We start from the raw sequence: 18,645 nt of genomic DNA on the forward strand, positions 1-18,645 counted from the left end.
CGGCGGGGATGCGAGGGCGGCTTCAGGCACAGCGCCAAAGGCAGGTCCGATCAGCGCTCTTTGCGGTCACTGGTTCGGAATCGAACAGGCTTTCCGCTCGCGCCTCAGACCTTGAGGCGCGTCAGGAGTTTCCATGCTCAAGCGGCTTCTTCCATCTGTCCGCCGCGCGGCAGCAGGATGATCGCTTCCGGCGGAATGGATATCCAAAGGCTCGATCCCGACGCCCTGTGCTCAGCGGGGCTCAATTGCGTACGGATGTCGATGCCCTCGACGGTCAGGATCAAATCCTCGATATTGCCGAGGAAATAGGATTCCTTGACCGTCGCCCGCAAAGCGTTCGTGGCATCCGCCGGCTGCTCGCTGCTGACGCGCACCTGTTCGGGTCGGAAAACGATATCGACCGCACCGGACGCGGCCCCGGACGACTTCAGGACCGGCCCATTGGCGATGCGAACCTCTCCCCCGCGTGCCTCGCCGGAATAGATGTTCGCAAGCCCGACGAATTCGGCCGCGAAGAGCGTCTTCGGACGGTGATAGAGGTCTTCCGGCGCGCCCATTTGCTCGATCACGCCGTTGCGCATCAACACGATCCGGTCCGCGATGACCATCGCCTCCTGCTGGTCGTGCGTCACATAGACCGAGGTGATGCCGAGCCTCTGCTGGATCTGCCTCAGTTCGAAACGCATTTTCTCGCGCAGCTTCGCATCGAGATTGCTCAAGGGCTCATCGAAGAGGAGGATACGGGGCTCCAGCGCCATGGCGCGTGCCAAGGCGACCCGCTGTTGCTGGCCGCCGGACAACTGGCTCACATGCCTGGAGGAATATCCCGTCAAGCCGACGAGTTCGAGCGCAGAACGAACGCGCGATTCGATCTCCGGCTTTGGCAGGTTCTTCAGTTTGAGGCCGAAAGCCACATTCTCCGCGACGGTCATATGCGGCCAGATGGCATAGGATTGGAAAACCATCCCGATCTCGCGCTGCTCGGGCGGCAACGACCGACCTTTCTCCGACACGACCCGGTCGCCGATCGAGATCGATCCATCGGTGATGTCCTCCAGGCCGGCGATACAGCGCAGAGTCGTGGTCTTGCCGCAACCGCTGGGCCCCAGCAGGACGACAAGTTCGCCCTCGCCGATCTCGAGGTCGACGCCTTTGACTGCCGTCACGGCTCCATAGGCCTTGTAAAGCTTCCTGATTGATAGACCGGACATGCGCTCGCTCCTCCTCCAATTCGGTTGCATTCAGGCTATCGCCAGAGGGGTCAGAGGGCTACCGAGCCCCCCCACGATACCGAGAGGGCCGGCCACGAAGAGGAATTCGTGCACGCCGGCCTCGGCCAGTTCGTCCAGCTTGAACAATTCCATGAGATACATGCCGCAATCGCGGATGAGAAACCTGTGGACCGGGGCCGGGATGCCGCTCTCAGTCGGAATCACCTCCACGGCAAAATTGTCGAGCGCGATCGCGACCGCGTCATGGTCCGCTAGCCAGCGCGCCGCCTCCATGCCGATGCCCGGCTCCGAGGCGAAAAATGTCTTGCTGCCTTCGCTGGCGAAGACCGACATCCAACCGGTACGGACGAGGACAATGGTTCCGGGCTCTACCGGCGTTCCCTGAGCCCGCGCGCAGTCTTCCAGCATAATGTCCGTGATGACTTCGCCGCCCTGCAATCGTTCGACGCCGAGATGGCGGCACAGATCGAGGAGCACACCGCGGCCGACGAGCGGCGGACATTTGTCTATCCCGAGCCGGCTGGCACCGTTGCTGCGGATCGCCGCGATCGGGACGTCGTTGAACAATCGGCCCTCGTCGCCGACATGGGCGAGCGCGTCGACATGAGTGGCTCCGTGGGTGGCGAGCATGATGACGTCGTCCATGGCTTCGAAGCCGCCCTTGCGCTTCACGCCGGCGGCATAGTCCGTCCCTGTTCGCCGCAGATAATGCTGTGGCGCCGGGCGGCCCGGCAGCACGGGCAGGCTGCGGTCCTCCACCGGCAACGATAGATTGAAGACCCTGCCGGTCCTGACCAGCCTGGCGGCAGCCGCTACCCGCTCTGGCGTGAGAAGATTGGCAAGACCTTGCTCGTCTTCCGAGCCCCAGCGCCCCCAGTTGCGCTGCCGCCCCTGTTCGGCGGTCGTGGCCCTTCCAGTCTCTCGGTCCATGGATGCTCCATCCCTCGGCAAGGCGCTCCCCGCCTTCGCCCACGTCTCCATCCCGGCCAGGCCGATCAAGTCGCACCAGCTCTCAGTTGGGAAGGCTATTGCCAGAAGAACCCCTGGTCCAAGACCGATTGACGATATGAATTATATCTTGGCGGCATAGCACGGCGGGTTCGAGACCATTATTGTTTACCGTCCAGCCGCTTCGATCCGATCCAGACGCCGGTACGCACGAGCTCCTGGACCTCCTCCTCGATGATGCGAATCAGTTCCCGAGCCGCTTCGGATGGCTGCCGGTCGCGCCGGCATGCTATGTCCAGATCCCAGCGTATGCTTGGCGATCGTATCGGTATGGCCCTCAACATCCCGTTGGCGACCTCACGTGTCACCGCAGGCTGTGTGAGCGTCGTGAAGCCCAGTCCGCGTTCGACCATCGCCTTGATGATCGGCAGTCCATCGACTTCGATTGCCGGCTCGAGCGCCCGCTCCGTCTTGGCGACCGCGACCTCGATCAGCATGCGCAGACTGTGCGGCTTGCTCGGAAGGATCAACGGGAGGTCGGCAAGGTCGCTCACGGAATAGCTATCGGCAGCCGGGAGGGGACGAGGGCATTTCGGTCCCGGCGCGATGACAAACATCTCTTCCGAAAGCAGCGGCCGGATCGCGAGATTTCTGCCCTGCATGGGATTGTGAAGCACTGCCACGTCGATCCGGCCGGTATTGAGCCATTCGTGGATGTAGCCGCTGAAGCCCTCCAGGATATGAAGGGAGACCCTGGGATAGAGCGCGCGATAACGCTCGATGACGGGCGGCGCGAGGATCTGCCCGGTCGCCGGCGGCATGGCGAGATAGAGATGCCCGAATGGCGTGCCCGAGGAAGCGACCACCTCCTCCTGCACGATTCGCATTTCCCGCATGAGCCGCTGCGCATGGTGATAGAGCTTCTCGCCCGCCGCCGTCGGCGTGACGCCACGGCCATGGCGAGCCAGCAATTCGACCCCGAGTTCGTCTTCGATCTGCTTCACGCACCGGCTCAGCGCCGGCTGGGCGATGCGCAACTGGTCGGCTGCAGCCGAAAAGCTTTTCATTTCCGCCACGCAGGAGAAGTACCGGAGTTGCCGCAAATCGAGCATGTGCACCTATACCTCAACGGCATAATTATTATGCTGGTTATGTTTTGGAAATGAAGTCGTGTATCACCTAATGTCAATGTCGGAGCCGGCATTATCGCCGGACCGTGGAGGAGACGACCATTTCGCCACGCGTCCTTTTGCGGATGTCGGGCCGAGAATATTGTGCGCCAATTGAAGCCGCGCCGGCGGAATCGCCGACCCCTCCCAACACTGAAGCGCGCAAATTCTTCTCGGGAGGAAGAACAATGGCCAGCATTCGGAATAAATCCGGCGCTCTCGCCAGGATCGCAGGCGCGGCATTCGCGTCCATGCTCGTGGCGTCGTCGGTTTTTGCCCAGGACTATCCGTCCGATGAGGCGGCACTCTACGAGGCGGCGAAGAAGGAAGGCACCGTCGTCTGGTACGAAAGCGCCCCGCTGGAGCCGATGAAGGCGATCGCTCTCGAATTCGAGAAAAAGTATCCGGGCGTGAAGGTCGAGGTGCTGCGCATCGTCGGCGTGCAGCAGTACCAGCGCTTCATGGAGGAGGTGCAGTCGGGGCAGCACAATGTCGACATCCTGCACATCAGCGACCAGCCGAGCATGAAGGTACTGATCGAAGAGGGCCATGTCGCCGAATGGCAGGTCCCCACGCATGACCGGTTCCCGGCGGAATTCCACCTCGGGGCGCATTCCTACGCCAACTACACCACCGACAACGCGATCATCTACAACGTCAACAAGGTGACGCCCGAGGAGGTCGAAATCCTCGAGAAGAGCTGGAAAGGGGTTCTCGATCCCCGTTTCAAGGGCCGCTTCGCGGTCACGACCATGAAGTGCGGAGCCTGCTATGCCGGTATCCACATGTTCATGGATCCCAAGCTCAAGGACGAGTATGGCGAGGAGTTCCTGAAGCAGGTCGCGGCCCAGGAACCCGCCGTCTATTCCGAGGTCCTGGTCGGACTGGACCGCGTCATCGCTGGCGAGCACGACTTCACCTACTGGACCTGGGAAGGCATCGCGATGACCAAGTGGCAGCAGAGCGCCCCCATCCGCTGGCTGCATCCGAAGCCGACCCCCGTATTCGGCAATTCCTGGCAGGCCGTCTCCAAATATGCGCCGCATCCGAACGCGGCACGGCTCTTCCAGAACTGGTCCATGAGCGAGGAAGGGGCAGCTGCCCTGCAGCAGCTTTACGGCTCGGCGACCGTCCTCAAGGACATGGCTGACACGCGCGCCGTGACGAAGGAGGACTGGTACAAGCCGATCGAGGAACCCTACGCGATCGACTTCGACCGGTGGAACGAGAGCTTCCATTCCGATCTCGACACCTGGATCAATATCCTCAAGACAGCGCAGCGATAAGCGCCATGTCCGCGGTCCAGCACGCTCATGTGGCGGTGGGTGCCGGCAAGAGCCGGTCCCCGACGGCAACGAACTCCTTCCAGGCCTTGATGTGGCGCTGGGGCGGCGAACGTCTCGTATGGGCGCTGCTCGCGATCGCCGTCTTTGTCATCGCAATCGTTCCGTTGATCTATACGGTCAATGCTGCCTTCTATGGAGAGACCCGAACAGGTCTCTCCAACGAGCGCGACCTGACCGCGATCCTGAACGTCTATTTCGGCGCCGAGTATCTCGGCTATCTCGCCAACGCGCTCGTCCTTGCGGTCGTCGTGACCGCGCTTTCCCTGTTCGTCGGCGTGGGCATGGCCATCCTCATGGCCAGGACCGACCTTCCGTTCAAGAACACGCTCGACCTGCTGATCATCATGCCGCTGTTTCTGTCGCCTTTCACGGGGCTTATCGCGTGGATCACGCTGGGATCGCAGAAGACGGGCTTCGTCAACGTCGCCTACAAGACGCTTTTCAACACGTTGGGCATCGACGTCTCGCCACTGATCAACATCTGGTCCTATGGCGGCGTGGCCTGGGTCATGTTTCTCTTCTTCTGCCCGTTCGCCTATCTGTTCACCGTGGGCAATCTGAGAGCGATGGATTCTTCGCTCGAGGAGGCCGCCCGGATGTCCGGCGCCACGCCGTTCCAGGCGCTGACGCGCATCACCCTGCCAATGGCGCTGCCGGCGATCCTCGCCTCGGGCCTGCTCATCTTCATACTCGCCGCCGAGATGTACACGATCCCCGGCATCATCGGCGGGACGGCCGGCTTCACGACACTCCCTTGGAAGATCTTCCAGGACTCCACCGTGTTCCCCGTGCATCGCGCCCACGCCGCGGCCGCCGGAACGATGCTGCTATGGATCACCATTCTCGGCGTCTGGCTGCAGCGCCGAATCACGCGCCGCTCGGAGAGGTTCGTCACGGTTTCTGGCAAAGGCTTCCGAGGCCGTCCCCTTTCCCTCGGGAGAAAGCGCTGGCTCGCCCTCGCCGCGATCGGCGTATACGTGCTGTCCGCCGATATTCTGCCGTTTGGCGCGCTGATCCTTTCCTCCTTCATGAAGTACAGCGCCCCGACGCTCACCAGTGACGTCTTCACCCTCACCCACTACCAGCAGATCTTCACGCTGCAGGACATGCGTGCCGCGCTGTGGAACACGACCTGGCTCGCTGTCCTCTGCGGGACGATCTGCGTGCTGGTCGGCCTGCTGATCAGTTTCATGGAGGTCCGCAGGCCGAGTCACGCGACCCGAGTGGTGGCCTTCATGGGCGTGTTGCCTGTGGCGGTGCCCGGCCTCGTCTACGGCATCGGCCTGCTTTGGGCGTATATCCAGACGCCGATCTACGGTACGCCCTGGATCCTGCTTCTCGCCTTCGTCGCGAAGTTCCTGCCCTACGGCATCGTGGTCAGCCGCTCGGCGGTGATCCAGCTCCATCCCGAACTGGAGCAAAGCGCGCGAATGTCCGGCGCCACGGGCCTCGTCGCCTTGCGAAAAATCACCATGCCGCTGCTCAAGCCCACTCTGATCGCGATCCTGTTCTTCGTGATGCTCATGAGCATCAAGGAATTGTCGGCCTCGGTGCTTCTCTACAGTCAGAAGAGCCAGGTCCTCTCGGTCCTCACATGGCACTACATGGACGCCGGCAACTACCAGTTCGCCGCGGCCATCGGTGTTCTCCAGACAGTCATGATGATCGGGCTCGTGATCTTCACGCGGGCAATCTTCCGGGTCCAGATGGAAAAGGCGCTGTCGAAATGAGCGTTCTGTCCTCATTCACCTCTCTTCGTGTGGTGGAATTCGCCGAAGGTGTTGCCGGTCCGGCAGCCGGCATGCTGCTTGCCGATCTCGGCGCTGACGTCGTCAAGGTGGAGACTCCCGACGGCGACCGGTCCCGTGAATGGGGCCTTCCGCTGGAGGGCGGCGACGCCGCGATCTTCCACCACCTGAACCGTGGCAAGCGGAGCATCGTTCTCGACTTGACCGATACCGAGGATACGGCCGTGTTCGACAGGCTGGTGGCGGCCGCGGACGTTTTGATAGCTCATGACGATCAGGGCGCCCCAAGCGGAATCGACTGGCGTGGCATCGCACGACTCTATCCGAGGCTTGTCGTTTGCGAGATCGACGACATCGGCAGCCAGGGTCGCTTCGCCGGCCTGCCCGGCTCCGAGCTGACGATCCAGGCAATGTCCGGTTTCACCCGCTATGTCGGGGACCGCGACGGACCGCCATGCCGCGTCGGTTTCGAAATCTCAGGACAGGCGGCGGCCATGCATGCCTATCAGGGCATCGTCGCGGCGCTGATCGAGCGCGAGGCGAGCCGCAAGGGGCAGCACCTCTCCGTCAGCACGCTAGGCGCATTGCTGTCGATGAAGACGATCCTGCTGGCGGCCCAGAGCGGGGACACGGACGACTGGTCCGGTTTCCATCTCAACGGTCCGCGCTGGCCTGCCGATACCGGCTGGGACGCCAGCGACGGCCAGGTGACGTTCGACTTCAGGCACGGCCAGAGAGATGCCTGGGCGAAGTTCTGCGAGGCGATCGACCTGGGCCGCCTCGTCGATGATCCCGAGTATGAAGATTGGCGTTCAACGATCTATCTCGGCGACCGTCGCTTCACCCATGGTGGCCCCTACCGCGAAGTATTCTCACGCATGACCTGCGCCGAGATCAGCAAGCTGATCAACGAGCACGACGGCATTTCGGTGAAGTTCCAAAACTATGCCGAAGTGCTCAACCACGAGCAGGTGCGGATTCTGGAGCCCCTCGTCGAGGTGGAAGGCGGACCGGAACCCGCCCGAAGCCAGATCGGCATTCCGTTCCGCTTCGGCGATGAGCCGCGGCGCGAGGTCTACGCAAGCGCTCCACGCCTGGGCGAGCACCGGTCGGCGATCCTCGCCGAACTCAACCGGTCTCCGCGGCCCGTGGCAGCCGCAGCCAGCTGAGAAGGATTTTTCCATGACCGAGAAGAAAGGTCCCTTGGCCGGACTACGCGTGCTCGACGCCAGCATGGGTGCCGTCGGCCCCTGGGCGGGTGTCCTGCTCGGCCAGCTCGGGGCCGATGTGGTCAAGCTCGAATCACCGCAAGGCGACTTCATCCGCAACATCACGCCCCGTAAGAAGGGCCTGAGCACAACCTACATTTCGATGAACTTCAACAAGCGCGGGATCGTCCTCGATCTCAAGCGCGAGGAGGAGCGCGAGACGGTCCATAAGCTCGCCGCCCAGGCCGACGTCTTCATCGAGAACTTCCGCCCTGGCGTGGCTGACCGGATCGGCGTCGGCTACGCCCAGCTGTCGGCCATCAACCCGCGTCTCATTTATGCCTCGGCCTCTGGCTTCGGCCGCAAGGGCCCCATGGTCGGGATCGGCGCGACCGACCCTCATCTCCAGCCTTTTACCGGGTCGTGCTCGGTGAACGGCACGCTGGGCGGCAAGCTGCAGAGGTGGCGCTGGTACGGCCATTTCGACTGCACGACAGCGATGTGCATCACGCAAGGGGTACTGTCGGCGCTGCTGGAGCGAAAACGCACCGGCAAGGGCAAGCTGGTCGAGATCACGATGATAGAGGCGGCCCTCACCCTGCAGCGTGTTCGGTTGGCCGAACACCTTTCCGGCGCCACGCCGGTGCCGATGGGAAGCGCCATCACCTATCTGGTTCCCGACCAGGCCTTCCAGACCGAGGACATCCCGCTGGCCGTGACCGCCAGCTCGCGCCGCGAATGGCGTGCCTTATGCCAAGCGATCGGTAGGCCGGAACTGACGGACGATCCCCGCTTCGCGCGCAATCCGGACCGCATCCGCAATCGCGAGGCGCTGCTGGAGATCCTCGACGCCGTATTCGCGAAACGGCCGGCCCAGTTTTGGCTGGACGTCTTGCGGCGCGCCAAGGTGCCTTGCGCGCTGTTCACCAGCTACGACGAGTTCCGCCACAACGTCCACTATCTCGAAAACAAGATGGTGACGACGTTCCGGACCGAAGATTGGGGCGCGATCGACATGGCAGGGGTGCCGTGGCGCTTCGACCGGACGCCGGCCGAACTCAGGCCAGGCACACAGCCCGGCGCACATACGGCAGCATTCGCCGGCGGCGACTGGCCAGCCCAAACGGAGGCGTGATCGGATGGACCTTCCACAATCGCGGCCATACGGGAGGCTGTCATGAGCTATCTTCCCGCCGGCACGCCCTTGCCGCAGCCGACGCCGGACGATCAGGCTTACTGGGATTTCATCCGCCAGCGGCAACTGCGCATCCAGCGCTGCACCTACTGCGCTCGCTTCCGGCATCCTCCCATGCCGAACTGCCCATCCTGTCGCAGCGCCAGCGCAGAATGGGCAGCCGTTTCCGGGAATGGAGAGGTCTTCAGCTACACGATCGTGCGGCATGCCGCGCACCCGGCACTGAAGACCGCACTTCCCTTCAATGTGGCAGTCGTGATGCTCGACGATGCCGGCGACGTTCGCCTCGTCTCGAACGTCGTCGACGCATCGCACGAGGAGATGCGTATCGGCCTGTCGGTGAGCCTTGTCTGGGAAGCCACCGAGGATGGCGGCTGGCTGCCGCGCTTTTGCAAGCGCGCGGATGCGACGCAATGAGCGAGCCCCAGGGAATCCGGGCCGGCTTGACCGACAGCACGGCGATCGTCGGCATCGGCGTAACCGAGTTCGCCAAGCATGGGGACATCAAGGACAGGAGCGAATTCGCGCTCTGCTGCGAGGCGATCACCCAGGCAGCCGACGACGCAGGTATCGACGTCTCGGAGATCGACGGCTTCTGCTCCTACGCCGCCGAGCGACATGAACCCGTGCTCATCCAACAGACGCTCGGCATTCCGGAGCTCCGTTTCTCCAACATGGTCTGGGGCGCCGGCGGGGGCGGTTGTTCCGGAGCGGTGATGAATGCCGCGCTCGCCGTGCACGCCGGCATCTGCAGGAACGTCGTCGTCTATCGCTCTCTTTGCCAAGGGCAATATGAACGATACGGACAGTATCGCGCCCGGCCAACCGGCGGCGCATACATGGCGCCCTTCGGATTGATGACACCGGCTCAGATGGTGGCGCTCACCTTCAGACGCCACATGCATAGATATGGCACACCGGCCGAAGCGCTCGGCCACGTCGCCGTCACCTTCCGCGAACACGCGCAGCGAAACCCGGCCGCGCTCCAGTACAACAAGCCGCTGACGCTCGCCGAACATGCCGGCGCGCGGCGCATCGCCGATCCCTTCGGCCTCTACGATTGCTGCCTGGAAACCGATGGTGCGGGCGCGCTGATCGTCACATCGCGGGAGCACGCGCGGGACCTGAAACAGAGGCCTGTCCGAATTCTCGCCGCAGCGCAGGCCAGCGGCCCCGGCTGGGGTCTCGGACCGACGGGCTCGCACAACATGCCGGTTGACGACTATCACACCACGAATTCCCGGGCGCTCGGCAAGGCATTGTTCGGCATGGCCGGCATATCGCCTTCCGACCTCGACTGCGCGCAGATCTACGACGCCTTCAGCGGCCTCGCCATCATGGCGCTGGAGGATTTCGGCGTCTGCGAACCCGGCGAGGCGGCCCGCTTCATCATGGACGGCAATCTGAGCTGGGAACGCAAGGGCAGGCTGCCGACGAACACCGCCGGCGGCCTGCTCTCGGAAGGTTACCTCCAGGGCCTCAATCTGGTGTTCGAAGGCGTTCGCCAAATGCGCGGCACCTCGACCGCCCAAGTGGACGGGGCCGAGACATGCCTCGTCACGAGCGGCGGTGCCCTGGCTCACAAGAGCGCACTGATCCTCGCCAACTGAAAGGACGACTATGGCGCCCAACATTTCGCGCATGCGACAGATGAAGGACAAGGCGGCCGTCGTCGGCGTCGGCGCCTCACCGCAGGGGACATTCCCCGACAGCGATGCCTACACGCTGGCCCTGCAAGCGTTCAGCAATGCGCTGGACGACTGCGGCCTCACCCGCCACGACGTCGACGGGCTGATCGTACAGGGGCCGGGCAATATCAGCTTTGTGCGGGTCGGCGAGATGCTTGGCATCAACCCCGTGGTCGGCGCAAATTTCGACATTGGCGGCCCAGGGACCGGTCCACTCATCCAATACGCGACCATGCTGATCGCGACCGGCATGTGCGAAACGGTAGCGCTGATCTACGGCAACGCCTCGCGCACCGAGGGGCGAAAGTTCGGCGGCGATACCAACGTCACGCCGGGCCGGGAGTATTCCAGCGCCTATTATTATTACGGCCTCACGTCACCCGGCGCTGCCAGCGCTTTTCAGGCGCGTCAGCACTTCAATCTCTACGGCACGACGAGCGAGCAGCTCGCGGCAGTGCCGATCGCCCAGCGCAAGCACGCCATTCTCAACCCCGACTCCATCAAGAAGGAACCGCTCACCGTAGATAAGTACATGGGCGCCCGCTTCGTATGCGAGCCGCTGAGGCTCTACGACTACTGTCTGATCAACGACGGCGGCGTCGCCCTTATCGTCACGACCGCTGAGCGTGCCAGGGATCTGAAGAAGAGGCCGGTCTACGTCGCCGGTATCGGCCGGCAGGATACGTATCGCGGCTCCTCCCTGCCGAATACCAATTTCTGGCAGGACACGATGCCGAAGGCCGCCGAGATGGTCTACGGCATGGCGGAGGTCGGGCGCGAGGACATGGACGCGCTGATGATCTACGACAGCTTTTCCATCAACATCTGGATATCGCTCGAGAATTTCGGCTTCTGCAAGCCGGGCGAAGGCGGCGACTTCACTCAGGGCGGGCGTATCGAGCTTGGTGGCGAGCTTCCCGTCAACACGCATGGAGGTCACCTCTCGGACAGCTACATGCAGGGCTGGCTCCATCAGGTCGAGGCGGTGCGGCAGCTGCGCAAGGAGTGCGGCGCCCGGCAGATCAACGACGCCGAGCTGATCCAGTACATCTGCCGCGCCAATGTGGCGACTTCAATCATCTACCGGAACTGAGCCATGACGATGCAGAAGCCCCTGCCGCAGATCACCCCGCTCGACCGCGAATATTGGGAGCATGCGCGCAACCACCGCCTGCACATCCAGCGCTGCAAGGACTGCGACACCTATCGCTATCCCGCCTCGCCGGTCTGCGCCCAATGCGGAGGTCCGAACTGGGCCTACTCCCCCGTCAGCGGCCGAGGAGAGGTCCTCTCCTGGGTGGTGTTCCACCGCTGCTACTTCCCGTCCTTCGAGGCCGACATTCCCTACAACGTCGCGGGCGTGCGTCTCGAGGAAGGCGTCATGATGATGAGCAACATCCTCGCTCCCAACGACTCCCTCCATCACGGGATGAAGGTCGAGGTCGTGTTCGAAGACATCACTTCCGACATCTCCATCCCGAAGTTCCGACCCGTTCAGGAAGACAACGCATGACCGAACTCTACTCTTTGCCGCTCGAGAAGCGCGTGCTGGGGCCGATGCTCGCCGAGCGAGCGCGCGAGCACGGCGACCGCGTCTATCTGCGCTTCGATGACCGGAGCTGGACCTTCCGCCAGATCGACCAGGACGCACGCGCAGTCGCGCGCGGCCTCAAGGCACTGAGCGTCGGCAAGCAGGATACGGTGGCGCTGCTCCTGCCCAATTGCCCCGAATTCGTACTGGCCTGGTACGGATGCTGCGTCGCCGGCGCCGTATTCGTTCCCGTCAATCCGACCTATACCGGTCCGCTCCTGGACTACATCTTCAAGGACAGTGGGTCGCGAGGCGTCATCGTCGACCGCAGCCTTTTTGGGCAACTCGCCACGGTTCCACGCGAGACGCTCAACCAGCTCGAATGGGTCGCGGTCGTCGGCGGGATCGACGGACTGCAACTCCCCGAAGGTCCGAACCGCTATCTCTCCTACGACCAGCTGCCGGTCACGCAGGGCGAAGATCCGGAAGTCCCGTGCAGCTTCCGCGACGTCCAGAGCATCATGTACACGTCGGGCACTACCGGGCCTTCCAAGGGCGTCATTATCCCGAACGGTCACTTTTTCGCCTCTGCGACAACTTTCGTCCGCGCTCTCCGCCTGACCAGCGACGATGTATTGTTTACGCCGCTCCCGCTTTTCCACGGCCTGGCGAGCCGGCTGGGCGTGCTTCCAGCCCTCATGGTGGGCGGTGAGGTCGTGATCGCCGAGAAGTTCAGCGCCGGGCAATTCTGGCGTCAGGCCGCGGCATGCGGAGCGACGGTCGGGCATACGATCTTCACCTTGCCGACGATCCTCAAGGCGCAGCCGCCATCGGAATGGGACAAGGCGCACAAGATGCGCGCCATGTACAACGCAAATTATGATCCGGAGTTCGAGTCCCGGTTCAATGTGAGGCTGGTGGAAGCCTATGGCCTTACCGAGACCGGCCTCACCGTCTATACGCCCTGGCCCGACCGGCGTGACGGCTCGTGCGGCCGCGCGCATGAGGATTTCGAGATCGCCCTCATCGGCGACGATGGCCTTCCCGTGCCGGACGGAGAGCCGGGCGAACTGGTCGCACGGCCGAAACTGCCTTCGATCATGATGGACGGCTACATCAACAAGCCCGAAGAGACATTGAAATCGCTTCGCAATCTCTGGTTCCACACCGGAGATTACGCCCGTCGCGACGCCGACGGCTACTTCTACTTCGTCGGCCGCAAGAAGGAACGTATCCGCCGGCGCGGCGAGAACATTTCGGGCTTCGAGGTCGAGCGGATCGTCGGGATGCATCCGGAAGTCTCGGAAGTCGCTGCTGTCGCGCATCCGGCCTCGGTGGGCGAGGACGACGTCCGTTGTGTCATCATCCGTTCCGAGAGATCTTCGCTGACGCCGGCGGCGCTCATGGACTGGCTGCAAACACGCATGCCGCGCTTCATGCTGCCTCGATACATCGAATTCGTCGCCGACATGCCGCGCACCCCGAGCGCGAAGGTGGAGAAATACAAGCTCGTGGAGGCTGGTCTCGGCCCGACCGCCTGGGACCGCGAAGCCGCCGGCTATCGCCTGGAGCGCGCCACGCCGAACACGGCCGCACCTGCGCTTTCAAAGGCGAGCTGAGATTTCACCATGCCGACCGAATTCTGCCGACAACTGGGCATCCGGGCGCCCATCATCCAGGCGCCCATGAACTGGGCGACCGACGCGCGGCTCGTCGCGGCCGTTTCCGAGGCGGGCGGCATGGGGACGATCGGCCCCAATGCGGGCCGTGAAATAGTTGCCCCGTCCTCGGACCCGGCCGTTACCGGCGAAAGGTTGCGACGCGAAATCCGCGAGGTGCGCCGACTGACCGCGAAGCCGTTTGCGGTGAACTTCCCGATCGGTCACGGCGCGGCTCGGGCCTTCAGCGACCGCGCCGTCGCGGTGGCGCTCGAGGAAGGGATTTCCGTCGCGATCGTCGTCATGGGCAGCCCCGAAGTCTACACGGAGAAACTGAAGAAGGCGGGCGTCTTCGTCATCCATGCCGTGGGCTCGGCGAAGCACGCCCGCAAGGCAGAGGAGCATGGCTGCGACGCCGTGGTTGCCGAGGGCTTCGAAGCGGGCGGGCACAGCGGCTTCGACGAACTGCCCATGAACGTGCTGGTGCCGCAGGTGGTGGAGGCGGTTTCGATCCCGGTGATCGCCGCCGGCGGGATTGTCGACGGGCGTGGTCTCGTCGCCGCACTCTCGGCCGGGGCCGGCGCGGCCTATATGGGCACGCGGTTCATGGCAACCACGGAATCCCCGATCCACGAGGCGGTCAAGCAAGCAATCGTTGGCGCGGAGGATACATCCACGGCGTCCTGGGGCCGCCGCATCGGCGTCGCACGCACCCTGCGCAACGCGTTCACTATCCGGTTCCGCGAGATGGAGCTGACTGGCGCCAGCGCCGACGAGCTGCGCGCGCTCATCGCGGACTACGACCTGCCGGGCGGCCGCAGGGTCGGCGGCTTGCGCGTCGGCGATCTCGACCAGGGTGAGGTCTACATGGGAGCCGGCGCGGGCATGATCCGCGAGGTGTTGACCTGCGCCGAAGTCATTGAACGGACGATGGATCAGGCGCGCGATATTCACGAAAGGATTGGCCGGGTGCTCGCGCAGCCGGGCACGGGACCGGCACTGGGCGACGCTGCCTAGCGTTTATCGAGGAGGAAAGACGAACGCATGCAAAATCTACGCAACAAGATCGCGGTCGTCGGGGTCGGCACGACGAAGTTCGGCCGTCTCCCGGACAACGATTCCTATGATCTCGGCGTCATGGCACTCAAGTCGGCGCTCGACGACTCCGGTATGAAGATCGGGGATATCGATGGTCTGATCGTCAACCGCATTCCGGACTATCAGCGTTTCGCGGAGATCACTGGTATCAATCCGAGGGTCGCCCTGGTGACACCCGGGCAAGGGCGCATGTCCGGCGCGACGATCGCGGCGGCGGCGGGGCTGATAGCGGCGGGCCAAGCGACGACGATCGCACTCGTCTATGGCAACAACGGCCGCTCGGCTGGAGCCACCTATGGCGGCAACGGCGACAGCTATGGCGGGGGAGGCGTAGGACCATGGTTCCCCTACGGGATGACGTCGCCGGGTGCGGCGCACGCCATCATGTTCCAGCGGCATGCACACCTCTATGGCACGAGAAGCGAGCAGCTGGCGGCGGTCTCGGTCGCGTTCCGCAAGCATGCGATGCTCAACCCGGACGCGGTGATGCAGACGCCGATCACGGTCGAGGACCATCAAAGGTCGCGCTTCATCGCCGAACCGTTGCACATCCTCGACTACTGCCTGATCAACGATGGCGGCGTGGCGATCATCCTGACCGCGGCCGACCGCGCGCGCGACTACGCCAAGCCGCCGGTCTACATACGCGGCTTCGCGCAGGCGACCCGCCTCAAGGGGTCGTCCCTGCCGCCCAATGATTTCTGGTACGAGCCGATGCAGAAGATCGCCGGCGACATCTACCGGATGGCGGACGTCAAGCACGAGGATCTCGATGCGTTGATGATCTACGACAATTTCTCGCCGACCGTGCTCTTCTCGCTCGAAGGCTTCGGCTTCTGCAAGCCAGGCGAAAGCGGCGATTTCGTGCAGGGTGGCCGCCTCGAGCTGGGCGGCCAGTATCCCTCCAACACCGATGGCGGCCATCTTTCCAATTCGTACATGCAGGGCTGGGCGCTGAATGTCGAAGCGGTGCGGCAGCTGCGCGGCGAAGCCGGAAAACGCCAGGTCAAGGACGCACAGCTGATCCAGTACATGTGCGCCGCGCCTGTCTCCTCCTCCGTCATTTATGGGAGCGAAGCATGAACGCCGCCTATCTCAAGCCGGTTCCGAAGATCGACGACAGCAACCGCGAGCATTGGGACGGCGCCAAGGCCGGCAAGCTGCGCGTCCAGCGCTGCGTTTCGTGCGGGACGCATCGTTATCCGCCCGCTCGCTGGTGCTCCGAGTGCCTCGGGGAAGACGTGGAATGGGTGTCGGTCAGTGGCAAGGGAACCGTCTGGTCGTGGTGCGTCTTCCATCGCCAGTACTTCAAGGGCTTCGACGAGGAAATGCCCTATGCGGTCGTGCTGGTCGAGCTCGACGAAGGTCCGCGCCTCTACAGCAATCTCGTAGGCGTGGCGAAGGAGGACATCAGAATCGGTATGCGGGTTCGCGTTGCCTTCGAACCAGCGACGCCCGACCTGACGCTCGTGAAGTTCGAGGAGGACAAGTAATGCGCGCCATGGTCGTCAGCTCGCCGGGAGAGGCTGAAGCCCTCGTCCTCACCGACGTCCCCATGCCGGAACTGCGTGAGAACGACGTGCGCATCAAGGTCGAGGCGTGCGGCGTCTGCTTCCACGACGTCGTGACGCGAAACGGCGTGCTCAAGCGTGGCATCAAGATGCCGGTGATCCCCGGCCACGAGATCTCCGGCATCGTTGAATCCGTGGGACCGGCGGTGCGCGGCTTCAAGCCGGGCGATCGCGTCTGCACCGTGCAACGGCGCCATATCTGCGGCCACTGCAACTATTGCCGTTCCGGTCGAGAGACGTCCTGCGACGAACGGGAGTTCCTCGGCGACTGGGGTCTGAACGGCGGGTATGCGGAGTATGTGTGCGTCGAGGAGGACAATGTCGCCCACGTCCCGGAAGGCATTCCGCTCGACGAAGCGTCTGTGGTCGCCTGCGTCATCGGCACCGAACTCAACGCCGTGCGCGACGTCGCCGCCGTCAAGCCCGGCGACAACGTGCTTGTCACCGGCTCCGGCGGCGGACTGGGCATCCACGGGGTGCAGCTCGCCCGCGCGTCGGGAGCCTACACGATCGGCCTAACGACGACCGAGAGCAAGGCGCAGCTGATCCGCGATGCCGGCGCGCATGAGGTCGTGATCTGCGACCGGGGAGAGGATTTCTCCGGCGCCGTCAAGGCGCTGACCGGGGGCGAGGGTGCCGACGTCGTCATCGACAATGTCGGCAGTTCGCTGTTCCAGCCGACCCGCAAGAGCCTTGCGATGGGAGGGCGATGGATCTTCGTAGGCCAGCTCACCGGCGAATTCGTCCAGCTCAACCCGGCCCAGCTATTCATGCGCGATATCTCCATCCGAAGCGTCAAGAGCACGTCGCTCGCCCAGCTCAAGGATTCACTTCGGATGGTGGAGCTCGGACAGGTCCGGCCCATCATCACGGATCGGATGCCGCTCGAGAAGGCGGCCGAAGCGCACCGCCTGGTCGAGAGCGGCCGTTCGACCGGTCGCATCCTGCTGATGCCCGGCCTGTGACGACGACGCCCGGCACGACGGCGGCTTCTTCCCATCTCGCCGTCGCGATCCGTGTCGGCGTGATGGGTATGGTCATCACGATGTCGAGCCAGTTCTACCGCAACGCCCATGTCGTCGTTGCGCCGGACATAATGCGCGACATCGGCGTCTCGGCCCAGTTGCTCGGCATGCTGAGCGCGGGCCTCTTCCTGATGGCCGCCCTGACGCAACTCCCGGCCGGTATGCTGATCGATGTGCATGGCCCGCGGCGCACCATCCCGATGATGCTGCTGACGGTCGTCGCCGGGTCGCTCATCTTTGCGAGCTCGACCAGCGGTCTGGGCCTCGTCGTGGGCCGCATGCTCATGGGGATCGGCGTCGCCGCCCTCGGGATGGCCTCGCTCGTCGCTTGCGCCCGCTGGTTCCGGCCCGAACAGTTCGGCACCGTCGTCGGCGCGGTGATCGGGCTGAGCCAGATCGGCAATGTCGTGGCGACATATCCGATGGCGCTCGTGTCCGACGCCATAGGCTGGCGCAACAGCTATTATCTCATGACGGCCGTAACTGCCCTGCTGGGCTTGCTGAGCTATTTCTTCATCCGCGATGCGCCACCAGGCCATCCCTATCACCTGAGAAGCCCGGAGCGCCTAAGGGATGCGCTGAAGGGCGTTCGCGAGGTGTTCGGGACCCCTGGCGTGCCGCGCCTGCTCTGCATGGCTTTCGTCGCCTATTCGGTGGTGAGCTGCTTCCTCGGGCTCTGGATTGGTCCCTACCTGCACGATGTCCATGGTCTCGATACGGTGCGGCGCGGCGACATCCTTCTCTATTTCAGCACGGCCATGATCGCTGGCAATCTCTTGCTCGGCTCTCTCGAGAGGCTCGTCGACAGTCGCAAGGCGATCATCATGGGCGGCGCTGCACTGACCATTCTAATCCTTGTCACGCTCGTCCTTTTCCCGCATGCGCCTCTTCCCGTGGCAGCGGCACAACTGACCGGCATCGGTTTCCTATCCGGCTACACGATCGTCATCATCGTGCACGGCAAGGGATTTTATCCCGACCGACTGATGGGTCGGGGAGCCACTCTGGTCAACACCGCCGTGCTCGGCGGCGCGGCCTGCATGCAGGCATTGACGGGGATCATTGCAGGCGTCCTGGCTCCGGGTGCGGTTGGGCTTCCGGTCGAGGTGTACCAGGTCATCTTCAGCACTTTGGCCCTGATGCTCACCCTGGCGCTCGCCATCTACAGCACCTGCCCCGACAGGCCGCGCAGCGGCAATCACACCTGAACGCAGTTGGAGGAAACGAT

Annotated in this window: 17 protein-coding genes; 14 read left to right on the top strand and 3 right to left on the bottom strand. The window is 63.7% G+C overall.

What is annotated here, in order from left to right:
* Positions 1-137 precede the first annotated feature (137 nt).
* The 3 genes from ACCO56_RS29050 to ACCO56_RS29060 form a co-directional block, all read right to left on the bottom strand.
* Positions 138-1,211 (bottom strand): ABC transporter ATP-binding protein, encoded by a 1,074-nt coding sequence (locus ACCO56_RS29050; protein ID WP_433644424.1) that lies wholly within the window; start codon positions 1,209-1,211, stop codon positions 138-140.
* Between the two features lie 30 nt (positions 1,212-1,241).
* Entirely contained in the window at positions 1,242-2,162 is a 921-nt protein-coding gene (locus ACCO56_RS29055; protein ID WP_433644425.1) for a cyclase family protein, read from the bottom strand.
* Between the two features lie 179 nt (positions 2,163-2,341).
* A complete protein-coding gene (locus tag ACCO56_RS29060) occupies positions 2,342-3,292 on the bottom strand; it encodes a LysR family transcriptional regulator (protein WP_433644427.1) in 951 nt (316 codons plus the stop codon).
* A gap of 245 nt (positions 3,293-3,537) precedes the next feature.
* Between ACCO56_RS29060 and ACCO56_RS29065 the strand changes: the two genes are divergently transcribed.
* From ACCO56_RS29065 to ACCO56_RS29130, 14 genes are read left to right on the top strand one after another with little or no spacing between them, the layout of a single operon-like run.
* Positions 3,538-4,635 carry an extracellular solute-binding protein gene (locus ACCO56_RS29065; RefSeq protein ID WP_433644428.1) on the top strand — a complete coding sequence of 366 codons (1,098 nt, stop codon included), beginning with the start codon at positions 3,538-3,540 and terminating at the stop codon, positions 4,633-4,635.
* A gap of 5 nt (positions 4,636-4,640) precedes the next feature.
* The gene (locus ACCO56_RS29070; protein WP_433644429.1) at positions 4,641-6,425 is read left to right on the top strand and encodes an ABC transporter permease; all 1,785 of its coding nucleotides are present in this window, start codon (positions 4,641-4,643) and stop codon (positions 6,423-6,425) included.
* The gene (locus tag ACCO56_RS29075) at positions 6,422-7,612 is read left to right on the top strand and encodes a CaiB/BaiF CoA transferase family protein (RefSeq protein WP_433644430.1); all 1,191 of its coding nucleotides are present in this window, start codon (positions 6,422-6,424) and stop codon (positions 7,610-7,612) included. Before ACCO56_RS29070 ends, ACCO56_RS29075 begins: the two co-directional genes overlap by 4 nt.
* Before the next feature lie 13 nt (positions 7,613-7,625).
* On the top strand, positions 7,626-8,786 hold the full coding sequence (locus ACCO56_RS29080; RefSeq protein WP_433644431.1) for a CaiB/BaiF CoA transferase family protein: 1,161 nt from the start codon (positions 7,626-7,628) through the stop codon (positions 8,784-8,786).
* Between the two features lie 42 nt (positions 8,787-8,828).
* Positions 8,829-9,263, top strand: a complete 435-nt coding sequence (locus ACCO56_RS29085) for a Zn-ribbon domain-containing OB-fold protein (RefSeq protein ID WP_433644432.1) — start codon at positions 8,829-8,831, stop codon at positions 9,261-9,263.
* A complete protein-coding gene (locus tag ACCO56_RS29090) occupies positions 9,260-10,456 on the top strand; it encodes a thiolase C-terminal domain-containing protein (RefSeq protein ID WP_433644433.1) in 1,197 nt (398 codons plus the stop codon). The genes ACCO56_RS29085 and ACCO56_RS29090 overlap by 4 nt, the downstream gene beginning before the upstream one ends.
* Positions 10,457-10,466: 10 nt before the next feature.
* Positions 10,467-11,627, top strand: coding sequence for a thiolase family protein (locus ACCO56_RS29095; RefSeq protein ID WP_433644434.1), 1,161 nt, complete (start codon positions 10,467-10,469; stop codon positions 11,625-11,627).
* 3 nt (positions 11,628-11,630) lie between these two features.
* Complete coding sequence (locus ACCO56_RS29100; protein WP_433644435.1) at positions 11,631-12,047, top strand: Zn-ribbon domain-containing OB-fold protein; 417 nt, start codon at positions 11,631-11,633, stop codon at positions 12,045-12,047.
* The gene (locus ACCO56_RS29105) at positions 12,044-13,684 is read left to right on the top strand and encodes an AMP-binding protein (RefSeq protein WP_433644436.1); all 1,641 of its coding nucleotides are present in this window, start codon (positions 12,044-12,046) and stop codon (positions 13,682-13,684) included. Before ACCO56_RS29100 ends, ACCO56_RS29105 begins: the two co-directional genes overlap by 4 nt.
* A 9-nt stretch (positions 13,685-13,693) precedes the next feature.
* On the top strand, positions 13,694-14,740 hold the full coding sequence (locus tag ACCO56_RS29110) for an NAD(P)H-dependent flavin oxidoreductase (RefSeq protein WP_433644437.1): 1,047 nt from the start codon (positions 13,694-13,696) through the stop codon (positions 14,738-14,740).
* Between the two features lie 27 nt (positions 14,741-14,767).
* A complete protein-coding gene (locus tag ACCO56_RS29115; protein ID WP_433644438.1) occupies positions 14,768-15,904 on the top strand; it encodes a thiolase family protein in 1,137 nt (378 codons plus the stop codon).
* Entirely contained in the window at positions 15,901-16,314 is a 414-nt protein-coding gene (locus ACCO56_RS29120) for a Zn-ribbon domain-containing OB-fold protein (protein WP_433644439.1), read from the top strand. Before ACCO56_RS29115 ends, ACCO56_RS29120 begins: the two co-directional genes overlap by 4 nt.
* A complete protein-coding gene (locus ACCO56_RS29125; protein ID WP_433644440.1) occupies positions 16,314-17,357 on the top strand; it encodes an alcohol dehydrogenase catalytic domain-containing protein in 1,044 nt (347 codons plus the stop codon). The genes ACCO56_RS29120 and ACCO56_RS29125 overlap by 1 nt, the downstream gene beginning before the upstream one ends.
* A complete protein-coding gene (locus ACCO56_RS29130; protein WP_433644441.1) occupies positions 17,354-18,625 on the top strand; it encodes an MFS transporter in 1,272 nt (423 codons plus the stop codon). Before ACCO56_RS29125 ends, ACCO56_RS29130 begins: the two co-directional genes overlap by 4 nt.
* The last annotated feature ends 20 nt before the right edge of the window (positions 18,626-18,645 follow it).

Origin of the sequence: Mesorhizobium sp. 1B3 (assembly GCF_050958605.1) — a bacterium.
Classification (GTDB): Bacteria; Pseudomonadota; Alphaproteobacteria; order Rhizobiales; family Rhizobiaceae.